This is a genomic window from Pradoshia sp. Z5_111, assembly GCF_058267535.1.
The window spans coordinates 302987-318608 of the sequence record NZ_JBZCPQ010000001.1 but is presented as its reverse complement, the minus strand read 5'-3'; the positions used below and the strand labels follow the sequence as shown (position 1 = coordinate 318608).

The 15622-nt window shown below is 36.4% G+C and carries 15 protein-coding genes and 1 riboswitch; of the genes, 5 read left to right on the top strand and 10 right to left on the bottom strand.

The features are described from left to right. Positions 1 to 109 precede the first annotated feature (109 nt). The 3 genes from AC4D4A_RS01620 (at position 110) to AC4D4A_RS01610 (ending at position 2876) form a co-directional block, all read left to right on the top strand. On the top strand, positions 110 to 1771 hold the full coding sequence (locus AC4D4A_RS01620; protein ID WP_490994281.1) for an FAD-dependent oxidoreductase: 1662 nt from the start codon (positions 110 to 112) through the stop codon (positions 1769 to 1771). A gap of 561 nt (positions 1772 to 2332) precedes the next feature. Then, positions 2333 to 2710, top strand: a complete 378-nt coding sequence (locus AC4D4A_RS01615) for a hypothetical protein (protein ID WP_490994280.1) — start codon at positions 2333 to 2335, stop codon at positions 2708 to 2710. Further along, on the top strand, positions 2703 to 2876 hold the full coding sequence (locus tag AC4D4A_RS01610) for a hypothetical protein (RefSeq protein ID WP_490994279.1): 174 nt from the start codon (positions 2703 to 2705) through the stop codon (positions 2874 to 2876). The genes AC4D4A_RS01615 and AC4D4A_RS01610 overlap by 8 nt, the downstream gene beginning before the upstream one ends. A gap of 328 nt (positions 2877 to 3204) precedes the next feature. Here AC4D4A_RS01610 and AC4D4A_RS01605 read toward each other — a convergent pair whose 3' ends face one another. The 4 genes from AC4D4A_RS01605 to AC4D4A_RS01590 form a co-directional block, all read right to left on the bottom strand. After that, positions 3205 to 3747 (bottom strand): VUT family protein, encoded by a 543-nt coding sequence (locus tag AC4D4A_RS01605; RefSeq protein WP_490994746.1) that lies wholly within the window; start codon positions 3745 to 3747, stop codon positions 3205 to 3207. After that, the gene (queC, locus tag AC4D4A_RS01600; protein WP_490994278.1) at positions 3747 to 4418 is read right to left on the bottom strand and encodes a 7-cyano-7-deazaguanine synthase QueC; all 672 of its coding nucleotides are present in this window, start codon (positions 4416 to 4418) and stop codon (positions 3747 to 3749) included. Before queC ends, AC4D4A_RS01605 begins: the two co-directional genes overlap by 1 nt. 130 nt (positions 4419 to 4548) lie before the next feature. Next, the gene (gene queF / locus AC4D4A_RS01595; protein WP_490994277.1) at positions 4549 to 5049 is read right to left on the bottom strand and encodes a preQ(1) synthase; all 501 of its coding nucleotides are present in this window, start codon (positions 5047 to 5049) and stop codon (positions 4549 to 4551) included. A gap of 125 nt (positions 5050 to 5174) precedes the next feature. Then, positions 5175 to 5221, bottom strand: a riboswitch (PreQ1 riboswitch). 279 nt (positions 5222 to 5500) lie between these two features. After that, positions 5501 to 6523: a C45 family autoproteolytic acyltransferase/hydrolase gene (locus AC4D4A_RS01590; RefSeq protein WP_490994276.1), complete on the bottom strand. Its 1023-nt coding sequence runs from the start codon at positions 6521 to 6523 to the stop codon at positions 5501 to 5503. Between the two features lie 398 nt (positions 6524 to 6921). Between AC4D4A_RS01590 and AC4D4A_RS01585 the strand changes: the two genes are divergently transcribed. After that, positions 6922 to 7371, top strand: a complete 450-nt coding sequence (locus AC4D4A_RS01585; RefSeq protein WP_490994275.1) for a NanQ anomerase/TabA/YiaL family protein — start codon at positions 6922 to 6924, stop codon at positions 7369 to 7371. A gap of 223 nt (positions 7372 to 7594) precedes the next feature. Here the strand turns inward: AC4D4A_RS01585 and AC4D4A_RS01580 are convergent, their stop codons facing one another. Beyond that, entirely contained in the window at positions 7595 to 8074 is a 480-nt protein-coding gene (locus AC4D4A_RS01580; RefSeq protein ID WP_490994274.1) for a metal-binding protein, read from the bottom strand. A 227-nt stretch (positions 8075 to 8301) separates the two neighbouring features. Beyond that, positions 8302 to 8886 carry a TetR/AcrR family transcriptional regulator gene (locus AC4D4A_RS01575; protein WP_490994273.1) on the bottom strand — a complete coding sequence of 195 codons (585 nt, stop codon included), beginning with the start codon at positions 8884 to 8886 and terminating at the stop codon, positions 8302 to 8304. A 129-nt stretch (positions 8887 to 9015) separates the two neighbouring features. On the opposite strand from AC4D4A_RS01575, the gene AC4D4A_RS01570 reads away from it, so the two are divergent. Continuing rightward, a complete protein-coding gene (locus AC4D4A_RS01570) occupies positions 9016 to 10167 on the top strand; it encodes a YhgE/Pip domain-containing protein (protein ID WP_490994272.1) in 1152 nt (383 codons plus the stop codon). 216 nt (positions 10168 to 10383) lie between these two features. Here the strand turns inward: AC4D4A_RS01570 and AC4D4A_RS01565 are convergent, their stop codons facing one another. The 4 genes from AC4D4A_RS01565 to AC4D4A_RS01550 form a co-directional block, all read right to left on the bottom strand. Then, on the bottom strand, positions 10384 to 12297 hold the full coding sequence (locus tag AC4D4A_RS01565) for an NAD(P)/FAD-dependent oxidoreductase (RefSeq protein WP_490994271.1): 1914 nt from the start codon (positions 12295 to 12297) through the stop codon (positions 10384 to 10386). A 318-nt stretch (positions 12298 to 12615) separates the two neighbouring features. Then, complete coding sequence (locus AC4D4A_RS01560) at positions 12616 to 13065, bottom strand: hypothetical protein (protein WP_490994745.1); 450 nt, start codon at positions 13063 to 13065, stop codon at positions 12616 to 12618. Positions 13066 to 13095: 30 nt separating this feature from the next. After that, positions 13096 to 14415, bottom strand: a complete 1320-nt coding sequence (locus tag AC4D4A_RS01555; RefSeq protein WP_490994270.1) for a D-arabinono-1,4-lactone oxidase — start codon at positions 14413 to 14415, stop codon at positions 13096 to 13098. Next, positions 14403 to 15575 carry an amino acid deaminase/aldolase gene (locus tag AC4D4A_RS01550; protein WP_490994269.1) on the bottom strand — a complete coding sequence of 391 codons (1173 nt, stop codon included), beginning with the start codon at positions 15573 to 15575 and terminating at the stop codon, positions 14403 to 14405. Before AC4D4A_RS01550 ends, AC4D4A_RS01555 begins: the two co-directional genes overlap by 13 nt. Positions 15576 to 15622: the final 47 nt, after the last annotated feature.

The following is a 15622-nucleotide window of genomic DNA, read 5'->3' as shown; positions in this document are numbered from 1 at the left end:
TGTATAATTTGTTCTAAATACTGTAAAATTTAATTGTCTGAATATTTAATGGTTTTTATTAAAGAGATTAGTTATTTTGCGCGGACACTACTCAAAGGGGGATTTTTAGATGGGTTGGGATTACGAGTATGATGTAGTAGTAGTCGGTTCTGGAGCAACAGGTTTTTCTGCTGCCATTACTGCAAAAAAAGAGGGGTTAAGTACACTGCTAATCGAAAAGGAAAAGCATTTTGGAGGAGCTTCTGCTTTATCAGGCGGCGGAGTATGGGTTCCGAATAACAGATATTTAGTTGAGGCTGGTGTAGCCGATAGCTTTGAAGAGGCTAAATTATATTTAGATTCAACTGTTGGTGATTTAGTAAGTGATACAATTAAAGAAACGTATTTGAAAAAAGGGATCGAAATGCTGGATTATATGCATAATTTGAGCCCACATATGAGATTCACCTATGCAAATAATTACTCTGACTATTACCCGACACATCCGGGTGGAAAAGGAATTGGCCGGTCAATCGAACCTAAAGTGATTGATTTAAATAAATTAGAAGATTGGAAGAGTAAGCTTCTCCCTCCTGCTATGGATACAAAAGGTTTCGTTATGACAGGACAGGATTTCGTTAAAGTGAATATGATCACCAGGTCCTGGGCAGGAAAAAGAGCTTCCTTAACACTTGGATGGCGATTAATTAAGCATAAATTATTCAAGAAAGATTATGCTGCATTAGGAAGAGCTTTAATAGCTCGATTGGCTCTAACTTACAAAGATTTAAACGGTGAAATGTGGCTTGATTCACCATTTGTTGATTTTATTTATGAGAACGATAAAGTAACGGGCCTAATCGTAAACAAAAACGGTAAACAAGTAACAATCAAAATCAATAAAGGCTTAATTTTTGGATCAGGTGGATTTTCCAGGGATCAAGAAAAGAGAGATAAATATCTTCCAAGTCCACAAGATGTGAATTGGACAAGTTCACCAAAAGGTCAAACTGGTGATATTATTGAACCGTTCGCAAAATTAAATGCGAAGTTTGGCTTAATGGACAGAGTTTGGGGTGCACCTACTGTCATTAATCATTTGGGTATGCCATTTTTCTTAGTAGCGGATAGAGGCTTACCGAACATGATTATCGTTGATCAAGACGGAAATCGTTATATTAATGAACCGACTCCATATCATGAATTCGTTGATAAAATGTATGAGCATAATGAAAAAACAGATGGGAAAGCCATCACTTCCTGGATTATTTTAGATGCAAGGGCTAAGAAAAGATATATATTTACTGGCCTATTCCCTGGGCAAGATTTCCCTCAAGCATACTATGACAATGGTGTTGTTTTGAAAGGAAATACAGTCGAGGAATTAGAAAACAAATTAAATATACCACAAGGAAATTTAGTTAAAACAATGAACAGATTCAATGAATTTGCCCGGAATGGTAAGGATTTAGATTTCCATAGAGGTGAAACGCCGCATGATCGATATTACGGAGATCCTTCTCTGCCAAATCCTAATTTACTTGAAATTAATGAGGCCCCCTACTATGCAATGAAAGTCTACCCAGGGGATATCGGCACTAAAGGCGGGGTAGTTACAGACGAATTAGCAAGGGTTGTCAAAGAAGACGGGACTGTATTTGATAATGTATACGCTTGTGGTAACTGCTCATCATCCATTATGGGTCATTCTTATCCTGGACCAGGAGCAACATTGGGACCAGGTATGACCTTTGGTTACGTAGCTTCCATGCATTGTAAGGATAAAAAATAAGAGACTTTTTGAACCCAGACAAAAGCATTTGAACAATTAAAGTTCTAGTTCTTATGCTTTTGTTATTTATATGATAGTCACTTATATAACAACTATCTATCTGCTTTAATTAATTATTCTTCAAAAAATGGAACTATTAACCTTCCATTCAAATACTCAATTAGCGGAAGTGTTTCATTTCAATATTCTCACCAATCCCAATAATAAAACATAATTCTGAATCATAACAGTATACAGTGTTCCAAGTTAGCTTTTATAGTTTGAAAAAATATAGGAGTATTACCGACATTAATATCACGGTAATTCCCCTCTTTTAATAGACTGCTTAAATCCTTCTAACTTTACTATTAGCAACTTTTAGTTCCAATTTAAATTCTTTCTTTTAGTAAATGAAATATACAGCAGATCAAACAATTATTCCTGAAATAATTAAAGTTTACACATCATAACACTAGACATTATCAGAATATTCAAATAAAATCAAACATATAAAATGAAAGATTATTTAACAGACTAAAATTATATTTTTTAACACTATTAACTCTTAAAGAGGTGATTAAAATGCCAACTAAACACGCTGAAAAATTTAGTACAGAGCAGGATAAAATCATTAAAAAAGAGAGCAAAAAGTATCCTATACTTAAAATGAATTATTTTGAGTATTTAGTAGAAATAGCAGTGGAAAAAGTATTAATTAAGGAAAATAAACATACTCTTTCTGCCAAAGATATAAAAGAATTAATAGTAAATCGGTATTCTTTTGATATCGATGAACTTACTCTTTATACACAAGAAATTTTAAAAGATACACCAAATATTACTAATGGAAACTTAAAAATTCTAATGTTACAGAAGGTAGCTAGCAATAAAAGATATAAAAGAATGGCAAAAATAGCTCAAACAATGATTAATGAAAAGTGGTGGTTAGAAAATGATTAACTTCTTTGGTAAATTTTTTAGTTGGATAAAGGACAATGAATTAATAAAACAAATTATTAAAAAAGTTTTATGGACTATCATAGATATAATTATTGATAAGTTTCGTCCCGATAACGGTAAAGATAATAACGAACCTGATGGAGGACCTAAGCCAAAACCAATATGAAATTTGCTTGGTTTATAGAGACAAAAACAGGATTATCCTCAAAGCAGTGTAGATTGAATTTGGTGACGGCCCCTTCTTTCATATTTTTCTATTAGTATATAAAAAGAGTACAAAAATCTTTGTCGAAAAAACAAAGTTACCAACATATACTCTAGTGAAGGGACGAGGTTTTTATAGATGCATTTTTACCATCTGAACAATTTGAACTTACACTTTCTGAAATTCAAATTTATCAAAGAAACACACCACCCAAACCTTCATCCCCTTATGAATTGCTTTTTTTCTGACATCTGAATTGATTCAAGTATAACATTAATGAAAGTAATTATTAGGATACTTTCGCCAGATGCTTTTCTTTATAAGACAACCCTTTCCCTAATAGATAAGCACCAATCATTTGCATAAATGCTTTCACGATAATCTGACCAATAATCGCAGCTGGTACAGCTGACCAAGGAATATATCCAGCGCCTAATGGACTCAGTCCTACAATGACGAACACAACTGAATCTAACAAACCACCAACCATTCCACTATAAAAGACACGCCAAGCCATCGGCAGTTTTAAACGTGTATAAATTTCTGTATCAGATGTTTCTGCTATCAAAAATGATAATGCAGAGGCTGCGACGATAATTAGAGTATCTCCTAATAAATAAGATGCAGTAGCTGATAATACTAGAGCTAAGAAAATAAAACCATATGTCCTCTTACGACCAAGTTTATTCTGGACCAAATCACGGAAGATAAATGTTGCACCAATTAAGAATGAGCCCAATGGAACTATGAATATCCAAAATTCTAATGGCGCAAAGCGGGCTGTCAGTACATTTGCCGTTACAATTGATGCTAAATAAAATAGAATGCGTATCATTTTGATCCTCCTATATGCTGTTTGGTATATAAATATGTGTGCATTCCTTGTAGACGCAGCTTACAAGCGGGACACTCGCCACAGCCGTCCGCTTTAATACCTTGATAACACGTTAAGGTCTTTTCTTTTACAAAATCAAATGCACCTAATTCATCTGCCAAGGCCCACGTTTCTGCTTTGTTCAACCACATTAAAGGTGTATGTATAACAAAGGCTTCTTCCATTGATAAATTGATTGTGACGTTTAACGATTTTATAAAAATATCTCGACAATCTGGATATCCGCTAAAATCAGTCTCACAAACACCTGTAATAATATGCTTTGCACCAATTTGTCTTGCTAATACACCTGCAAACGATAAAAATAATAAATTGCGGCCCGGTACAAATGTTGATGGCAACTCACCTTCCACACCATCCTTCACATCAATATCAGCGCGTGTTAATGCATTTGGAGCAAGTTGATTTAGTAATGACATATCTAAAATGTGATGATGGACGTTTAATTCATTAGCGATTTGCTTTGCACATTCAATTTCTAATGCATGACGTTGTCCATAATTAAATGTCACAACCTCTACCTCTCCAAATTTTTTTATTGCCCAGAACAAGCATGTCGTACTATCCTGTCCGCCACTAAACACGACTAATGCTTTTTCTTGCTTCATTGATCATTCTCCATTCAAATGAAAAACAGCACTAAGATAGATGCGCTGTTCATCATAGTTTTTTATAGAGGGTTGCTAACAACCTCTCCCTTGGCTATAAGGATTTTATTGATATTTTCATAACCTGCAGTTAGCGATTATCAATTTTTTCTGGATATAAATCGTGATTCATTAAACGATAATTTGCTATTTCTTCAAACTTCGTACCTGGACGGCCATAGTTACACCAAGGGTCGATTGAAATACCCCCACGTGGAGTAAATTTACCCCACACCTCGATATAACGTGGATCTAGCAGTTTAATTAAGTCATTCATAATGATATTGACACAGTCTTCGTGGAAATCTCCATGGTTACGGAAACTAAATAAATATAATTTTAGTGACTTACTTTCTACAATTTTTTTATCCGGAATATACGAAATATACATGGTCGCGAAATCCGGTTGCTGCGTAATTGGACAGAGACTTGTAAACTCAGGGCAATTAAACTTAACAAAATAATCCCGGTCTGAATGTAAATTATCTACAGACTCTAATACTTCAGGTGCATAATTAAATGCATACTTCACATTTTGATTTCCTAATAACGTTAAATCCTCTAATCCTTCTGTTTGATGCCGACCAGACATAAATAACCCTCCTTGAATTAGATATCTAATCATTCCAAGGAGGGGCATGCTCTTTTTCTATAAAAATAACTACTTAGAAAGTCAAAAAAGCCACGTCCAATATATGGACATGGCGAGAATGACATGTATCCATAGTTTTTTATAGAGGGTATCCGCTATGAACCTCTCCTGAAAATCTTCAGATATTATTTTAATTATCTCTTATCATACCACACCCATTAATGGATATAAAAGGAAAAATAAAAAAGATAACTGATTGTAATATACTCAATAAAAAATCTCATACTAGTCTCCGCTATAAAGTTATTTACAATCCTTCTCCATAAAATGCTCATCTGACTAGCCCTACTGATTGATGGGATTAATCCGTTTTTTAATTTACGCTGCCATCTATTCTGTTTAAAAACAATGTCCTACTTAAACAACACCACAGAGGGATGGACCATTTATTTTATTCCGCTTGTTGAATCGTTCCTTTTAATACTTTAGGAAGATTAATATTACCATCCAAATATTTTCTTAAGGAAAACATTTTTGGTTCACTATTCTCCCCTACACCAACGATAAGACTTAATTCCTTTGGCAAATAAACAACTGTATGCAAAGTTCCAAAGTACTCTTTATAATAGTTAAAAAATAAAGGAGAATTGCCGTCATTAAAATGACGATACGCTGTTAAAGGAGAAAGTTCCTCTGTTAATAGACTGCTTACATACTCTTTACGTTTTATGGATCCTTGTATCTCTTTCTTATTGTTGTCTTGCAATATTTTTGATTGAAAATGATTTGTACATATTAACGGAGGGCTGTAATTAAAAATCTGTTTCTGAGGAGAGGCTTCTACTATTACACCTTTTCCGCTCGGATCAGTAATAGAATAATTGTAGCAATATCCATGGGGAAGTATTGAAATGAGGTCGATTGCTTCTTCTATATCAACACACTGTTCCAATAGTATTCTTACAATTGTCGTCGCAAGAAAACCTGCTGATTTATGTTCACTATTTACAAAATGTAATCCAACTACAAGCCCTTTTTCATTCATCCCATCAAGTCTGCCAATTACCTGCTGGCTAAATCCTACACTGGCATAGCCATTACTTGGTTTTGAGAAACCAAGTCTAGCATCATAAAGCTCAGGACTAAAATCATAGTTTCGCACATAATAGTCATCCTTTATGAATGCCGTACAACCCATTGATGGAAAAGTCACATCATAGCCGCTATAAAGTCTAATGATGGTGTCTAACTCCATATCCAGTCCTTCCGCTAAGCCTCTAAGTTCCTCTAAAAGTTTCGGCGACAGATCCTTTAATATCTCTTTTGCTTTCTTCGTATTTGAAGGAGTGCTCAAATCCTCAAGTAAACGCAGTTGATTTGAAATCAGTGTCGACTTAATTTCATCACTTTGCTTTAGCCCATATTCAAAAGGGCTTCCCTTTAACTCTACTAGTCTGATTATCAACTCTTCCATTCGTAATTCTCCCCTTCTTTGCTTGTCTCGATTGTAGTCCTCGTTACAAATCCAAATCATCTCATTTAACTATCACGTTCTCTCGAATCATTTCTAACTTTCTGGGATTCTTCACCATTCTATTCTGGATATTGTCTCACTAAAAAATAAGTAATATAGAAATCACCGTTCAATCTTTTTCTTGCCTATCTCTCATACTCACAATGTTCCAGAAGCACTTACTATAGCTGGATACCTTTGATTATACAGTTTATCTATATCCAAATAAAGGAAGTGTCATTTCACTATTTGTTATCCTATAAACCAGACTGGTATACAAGTTCTTGTATCGCTAATACTGGATATGTTACTATTTTATATACTTATATAAGATAAATCGCTTATCGGAGGAAACATATATGATTATCGATCAATTATCAAATGCTCCATTATATAATGGAGTGCATCCAAGATTAAAGAAAGCCTTTGCTTTTTTAATAGAAAATGATTTGCAGGCTTTGCCGGTAGGAAAGTATGAAATTGAAAATGACAAGGTCTTCGTAATGATTCAAGAATATGATACAAAGCTTATTGAAGACTGTCGCATGGAAGCTCATTATTCATATACAGATATCCAATACGTCATTAAAGGCGAGGAAAGAATGGTTTATACAAATAAGGAAGATACAGAAGTCGTAGAGGAACAAAAAGAAAATGATGTAATGTTCTTAAATGGCGACGGTAACCATCTTATCGTGAAAGAGGGATGTTTTGCGGTGTTTATGCCCCAAGACGCTCATATGCCAGGTGTTTGTGTGCAACAACCACAAGCTGTAAAAAAAGCAGTAGTAAAAGTATTGTGCGATTAATGTAAGAGGCAAAATCATTGAGTTGATTTTGCCTCTTTTTTTGAGCTAGCTTGTATCCTTATGGCCTTTTTTTATTCAATAATTCTTTAAGTTGATCTTACATCAGTAGGATGATTGTTTAAACGGTTTTTTGGGGAAAACGTTTGGAGTTTAACAAACGATAATCCCTCTTGAAATGTTAAAAATCCCTTTTCTACTAGACGAAAAGAGATTTGGATTTTGGTTAAAAGATCTTTTTGAATGTGGTTGAAGCATGATCGGTCAAAATGTGTGCAGTAGATGAAAGCATATTCCCGACAATAAAGGATAAGATAGACAATTTATGTTCAATGACAATCTCCTCTAATTGGTCTATATATGCAGTATATGGCACACCTGTCAGGATACTCATTGCACCCGCTCCTAACATAATCCAGGCCGTTACATAAAGATACCGAATGATATCTCCAATCACATACCCATGTGTCCAGATGGAGCGATGCTTCAATTTTTGGTAGGGAATCCACATGAATCGTAAGAATCCCCATCGCCGATACGGATTGCTTTTTATATCCAAATCAGGGTTCATCCAATAGGTGCCGAAGAGATATCCTATTATCACGGATATCCCATGTACATAGTGCTGTGAACTGATCAACACGGCCCCGATTCCAATTGCTAAAAATATTAGATTAATTTTCTTATGCGCTCTCCCGTTTGCCATCCTAATCCTCCGTTTTGTTCTCTTATGGCGGCTCTATTGAACCAGCCATTGTTTTCCATTATAGGGGATAATCAGAGCAGGGAACACATTTTCGCTCAAAACAAACGTTCGCTCTTTCATTCGTCGCTGGAAAAATAAAAAAAGCCAAGAATCTTGGCTTTCATAGAGCTTTTGTTTAGACACGAAACAGCGTTGTAGGATGAATTTTCCCAGATTTAAAAGCTCCCTTACTTTTGTTGAATAAAAGAAATAATATCAATATATAAGGCTGTCATTTCTTCAGGTGTTTTATCTAGACCATTTTGGACCCATTGTTCGATTAATCCTAAAAAAGCAGATGTAATAAACGATAAAAAATAGTCCATAGAACCTATTAACCTTGTGTGAATGCTTTCGTTTTTCTCTAAATTAATACGTACTTTTTCTGCAAAGGCATCTCTAAACCTAATGTGAAAACCTGCTCTGCCATGATTGCTTAAAAATATTTTTAATAATGGAGCATGCATTTTTATGAAGCTGAATAAAGTTGCTGCTAATTGCTCTTGGTCTTTTTCAAATGTATATGTAGATGAATATCCAGATTGTAATTGGTCAATATGTTTTCCTAAATCTCTAAACATTTGTTGTTCAATTTGGTCAAGCAAATCAAATTTATCTAGATAATGTAAATAAAATGTTCCGCGATTTATATGTGCTGTTTTAGCAATATCACCTATCGTAATCGTTTCAAACGGCTTATTCTCTAGTATTTGTAAAAATGACCGTTGAATAAGTTGTTTAGTTTTACGATTTTTTTCTTCATAAATACTCATAAAAAACCCTCTATTCCCAAAAATGAACACACTGTTTACTTTTGTTTATTGCTTCTGCTTACACCTTAATTATAAAATGAATAAATATTACGGAACAATATGTTGTTTACTAAGAAAGGAAGAAAATGATTGAGATTATTTAAAGAAAAATTAGCATGGGCAGCTCCCATTGCAGTTATATTAATAATTGCTCTATTCTCATTAAACTTATTTGCACAGGGAAACCCAAAAGTAAGAAATTTACCGGTTGCACTTATTGTAAATGATCAAGGTGTACATGTGGACGCTGTGGAATCAGCTGTTGAACAAATGAGTAAAGGCACTGACGGCGAAGAACCGATGTTAGCTTTTACAAATGAAAAGGAAGAAAATATTGAAGAAGCGTTTGATGATAAAGAGTATTATGCAGCTTTAATCATTCCTGAAGGGTATAATGATTCCTTACAGAATGCGATATCAAACAACTCTCCAGCAACTTTACAGGTATATATTAACCAAGGTTATAACATAACAGGTGCAAATTATGCGAAGACTGCTTTAACAGCTTTAATTACTCAATTAAACAACCAATATTCTTCAAATTTTGTTGCTCAAATGGACGGCCAACAAATAGAGGCTAACAAGGCATCTGTGCTTGTGAATCCGATTGTTTCTGAAGAAAAAGTATTCAATGCCGTTACAGCCTCAACGGCAAACGGAAGTGCTCCAACCTTAATGGCAGTGCCTGCCTGGGTAGGTGCCTTAATCGGTGGCTTCATTGTATTCTTAGCTTCATCAAACATTTTAAAAAAAGAATTGTTAACACGTAAACAGGCCTTACACCTAATGGGAGGTCAAGCATTATTCGGCATAATTATTGCCCTATTCTCTGGTTTTACCGTTGCAACGCTTGGTTTAATCGCTGGTATTAATATGCCTAGCTACTTCTTGGTTGGTTCATTCGTATCATTTGCAGCCTTCTGTTTCTTCTTATTAGTTTCTGGGGTAACTGCCTGGATTGGTAAACCGGCCATTACATTATTCATGGTTGTCATGTTATTGGGAATGGGAGTTTTAATGACACCACAAGAAATGCTACCTGATTTCTTTGTAAACTTCATTCGCCCTTGGGTTCCTATCCGCTTTGCATCTGAAGGATTACGTGAAATTTTCTATTTCGGCAGCGGCTTCTACACTGGCCAGTCATTTAACATTATTTTAGGAATTGGTATTGCAGGGTTAATGATGTACGTATCGTCTGTATTTAAACCTGTGCGTGCACAAAGAACTGGTACTAAATAAGCGTATTTAGAATGATGTGCTATGACAACATTCTAAATATTTGACTTCAGTCTGTCCAACTAGATCTGCCCTTTTAAGCGTCTTATATAAATAAAGCATGAATAGAGGCAGGGACATCACTAGATTAAAATCAAAGCCGGCAGAATTTTACTCGTCGTAAAATTCTACCGGCTTTTTTGTTCATTCGTAGATTTGTCTCAGCTTTTTATTATAATTCTACAAATTTAAGACCGCATCATATGCTTCGTGTACCGCATCGAGTACTTTCCTAACCTTCACGCTATCACCAACGTTAACAATATTCGTTTTGTTTTTTAAAGAGTGATATAGATGATCGTTAGGCGAAAATCCTGCAGCTACCACTACACTATCACAATCGATCCATTCTTTATTGCCATTTACCTCAATTTCCACAGCCCGATCTTGTACTTCTGTTACTTTTGAAGATGTTTTAAATGTGATATTTGGGTGTTGCAAAAGCTGATTTAACATCATGGCATTTTGTATAAATAACGGTTCAGGTAACATTTTTTCAGCCATTTCGATAATAGTCACCTGCATTCCTTTATTTGCAAGCACCACTGCGGTTTCACAGCCGACTAGCCCGCCGCCAATAACCGATATCTTATTTCCAAGAAGAGCCTGATTTTGCAGAACGTCTGTTGCTGTGTAAACATGGCTCTTATTCAGCCCCTTGATTGCACTTGGCATAATTGGATTGCCCCCGGTAGCATGAACGACCAAATCTGCTTTATAGGTTAAAATCGCCTCTTCCGTTGCCTCTTTACAATACTTTATCGAGATATTTAACCGGTCAAGTTTTGTCCGATAATAATCAAGAATTTTCATTCCGTCCCGCTTAAACGGAGGCATACAGGCATTATGAAAGTTCCCTCCTAGATAGGCTTTTTTCTCCCATATTTCCACATCATGACCTGCTTCTGCAGCAGTTATGGCAGCTTGACAGCCACCAGGACCCGCACCTATCACCAGAACACGCTTCGGTTCATTTGCTGCTTTCAATTCTTTCAATCCCTCATAGCCCGTAAGAGGATTGACGGCGCAGTTTATGCTCTTTCCAGCAGAAACGGTAGCAATACAGCCTTCATTACAATAAATGCAATGTCTGATTTCGTCCGTTCTATTTTCCATCACTTTCTTTGGAAAATTAGGATCTGCCAAAAACTCTCTTCCAACTCCTGCGATATCAATCCAACCATTTCGAAGTGCTGCTTCAGCCTTTTCAATGTCACCTAAGCGCCCATTTGAAAGAACTGGCAAAGACGTGACAGCTTTGATTTTAGCAGATGAAATCATTTGCGGAACCATATCCTGCTGGTAAATAGGCGGCATTGCCATGTACCAATTATCATGACAGCCAGCGTCAACATGTAATGCATGGACACCCTTGCTTTCTAATAGTTTGGCAATCTCTATTCCTTCTTCAATTCCCCTGTACCCTTCTTCCACTGGCAAGAAATGATCCGGGGTGAATTTAACAAGGAGGGGAAAATCACTTCCAAGGTCTTCCTTGATGACATCGATTATTTCTATTAAAAATCTCATCCGGTTTTCAAAGCTTCCGCCATACTCATCCTTTCGGATATTCCATCGTTTGGTCATGAATTTATCTGTCAGATACCCGCCATAAGCATGGATTTCAATGGCGTCTGCTCCTGCTCTCTTCGCTAATTTCACTGTTCGGGAAATTTCAGCTTGTATAAACTTAATTTCATCAATCATCAATTCCTCAAAGGTTATTTTAGCACCGGGATATAATGGTGTAGCTGAGGCAGATGCAGGCCTTACCCTGCCCTCTCCTATCCCTCCCAATCCAATTCCGGGCACTACTTGAAGGCAGATTTTACAATCAAATTCATGGGCCCTGTCTACTAGCTCTTTAAAGCCTACAAAGCTTTCTTCTGTCAATGTGGATGCAGGGGTATGGCCATCTATAGCTTCTGTTGCAATAACGGTTGTCATCACCATCGATGCTCCGCCCTTCGCTCTGGCAACATAGTAATCTACTGTTCTTGGATCAAAATTCCCGAGTTCTGCTCCCATTGGAACCATAACAAATCTGTTTTTCAGTTCCAAATTTCCGACTTTAATAGGTTCTAATACCATCATTTTGTGGCCACCTCATTGAAAGGGACAAATTCGATTAACCATGCCAGAAGCGTCCCCTTGCTTTCATATATTATTAGATAACTTTATGTGATATATTTCACATAAAGGATGATGACTAGATTGTAAAGATAAACACCATCTGTACAATTATTGTAAATTTTTCCATAAATTTAATCAATGTGATTTAAACGCTTTATTTGAACGTTTTGTTGAAAAAACAGCAGTCATACTCAGCCTGACTGCTGTTTACACAGGTTTTAGAACATATTCTGATATCTTATATTGTTTATTCATTTTTATCTTAACCAGAAAGCAATGCTATATTCCTGCTATAACAGAAGGTGTTGCAATTGTATGCCATAAGTTAGCACTGATAGCGCTTGTTTCGTCATCCTTTTCCCGGCCATCAAAATAGAGAATCTCTTGTTCTAATTCTTCCAACTCGTTGATCCTGCCTTTAAGGTAGTCATCGAGCCGGTTAATGGCGGTTTGAATCCGTTGCAGCAGGCCACCCATCCGAAGATCGAATACATCGAGACCGAATATTTTATTCTCCTCCATCCACTGAGTTCGATAAGCTGCCATGAATTCCTCTGCTAATTTTTTCATCTCAGGTAAGAAGGAATTACAATAAACCGCCAATGTTTCCCGATTTTGATCATGATAGCCTTGCCGAATGTTTATCCCTGCCTCACACTTGATTGCTAATAAACGACTTAAGGAATACTGTGTTAGAAACAATGCCTGCCAATCGGAATTTCTATTAATACAAGATTAGATTATAGTAAGGCTATTCTCTTATTCATCAATAATTATCTTTTTAATATAGTCGTTTAGAAAAATTCCTTGCGGGTCTAGTTCATGCCTTACGGCTAAAAAGTCCGGCAGTTTAGGGTAGGAGGAAAATAATTCATGTTTACCTAAGCTATGCATTTTCCCCCAATGTGGCCTTCCTTCATACTTCTGCATAATCGCTTCCATCTCATGAAAATATTCTTCATATGGCATGCCTTTGTACATATGGAAAGCAATATAAGCGGAATCTCTTTGATAAGAGGGGCTAAGCCAAATCTCGTCTGCCTTAACCGTCCTGCATTCTATCGGAAAATGAACCTTATGCCTCTTCACTTCAATACTTTCCCGAATCTCTTGTATAGCCGGCTTAAAGTATTGAAGCGGAATACAATATTCCATTTCCCTGAACTTCACAAGTCTTGGAGTAGCAAAAATCTCAGAGCTTTTTGCCGTAATAGCTGTTGTTCCTACGGCCTTCGCAGATATTCTGCTAATGGTTCGACTGCTCCTTGGTAATAAACGGCATACCTCTGATAGTAAAAAAAATAAATAGTTCTCAAAAATGAGATTTTTTAAGTTATGAAAGAATAACCCCTTTGGTTTACGATGTGTAATATTCATCGTTTTAACTTGTACACAATCTGAGTAGGGGAAAAGAAAAAACTCAAAGTGACGGTTTTCATTGATATAACGTTCAAGCTGTTGCTCAAAAGGTTGATATTCTATTTTTTCACTTCTGTATTCATAGATAAGCGTTTTAATTATCTTCAGCTTTACTTTTACAATGATTCCAAGAACACCAAGCGATATAAGACAAGCCTTGAAGTATTGAGGATTTTGTTCTTCGGAGACGGTAAGAACATCTCCAGATGCTGTAACAATGATGATTTCTACTACTTGGGTTGGAATATTACCAAAATCCAGTCCAGTTCCATGCGTTCCAGTTGAAATAGCACCCGCAATGCTTTGGACATTGATGTCGCCTAAATTTTCCTGAGAATATCCTTCTTGTCCAAGTGCTTCTCCTAATTGAAATAACCGGGTACCACCCATAACGGTAACAGTACTGGCTGCCTCATCAAGTTGTTCAATTCCACTAAGTAAATCAAGAGATATGAGCCAATCATCCGTTTTTACTAAACTCGTAAATGAATGCCCAGCTCCTACAACTCTGATTCTTTTCTCTTGTTTTGATGCTTCTTTAACGATTGAAACAACCTCCTCAATTGAGGATGGATAAAGGATTTTTTCTGGGATACTTTCACATGTATGAGACCAATTTCTCCATCGTTTGCCTTGGATCATCTTCGTTACAGAAAGCATTTCCCTTCCCCCCGATAGGTAAGATATCGATCAACGATTTGTTGATCCGCAAGACAAATGATTTCATTAAACCGTTCACAAATTTCTCCCGCTTTTGCTGCCCTGAAGATAATGACATCTCCAATCTCCAACGTTTCCTTTTCATAATAAACAGGGGTTTGCACCTCCCCAGCTCCTTCAAATGGTAATAATCTACCCCCCGGCGGATAAAAAGGCAAAGGCACTTTATCCTGACCATGCACTCCAGAGGAGACATATCCACCTCCAAGACAAGTATAAATATTGGGGGTTGGTTTTCTAACGACCGGCAATGCGAAAAATAAGGCAGGTGTGAAGCGGAAATTCCGGTAATAATCAAACAACAAAGGAGCATAGAAACCTGATCCCACTGTCAGTTCCGTAACAGCTTCTTCTTTCGATGTAGTTTCAAGACTTCCCGTTCCTCCTCCATTAACAAATACTAATTGTACACCCTCACTCTTAAGGGATTGAACAACCGTCTCCCTTCGCCGTTTAATTTTATCAATTGATTTCTTTTTCATAAAAGCAACCGCTATATTATTAAGCCTCTGAGATGGTAGATGATCACCTACCCCAGCTATTTGTGCTTCATAACCCATGATTCCCAAAAGCTTTAGCGATGGATATTCCTGTATAATTTGTGCTAGCTGAATAACGCTTTCTTCTGTTTTTAATGGGGAACGCCTTACTCCAAAATGGAGATTACCAAATGTGGTGCTCATATCAATATCGATGCATAAATAAAATAATCCATTTGCCTCTTTAGCAATCGCATTTAAATGCTCAACCTGTTCATAGGAATCGACCATACAGGTAATTTGATGACCTTTTCCATTTAGTTCAGCTATTTTGCTAAGAGCTTTGGAATCCCAGCATGGATAACCTATAAGGATATCCTCAATGCCTTGTTCTGCAAGAAAAACAGCCTCATAGGGGCTATAACACATTACGCCATTATAGACAGGGTGGGATTGGAGAATTCTTTTTAAAACTGGAATTGACCGTATCGATTTTGTAGCAATTCTGACCGTTTTTCCATTTGCTTTTTCAGCGATTCTCCTGCAATTTTGATCTAGAGCATCTAAATCCAACAAAAGGGCTGGATAAGACAACTCCTTCGATAATTCATATAGCATCATTAACACCACCTCTCATTCTCATAATAAACGAGGAGAATGATTAAAAA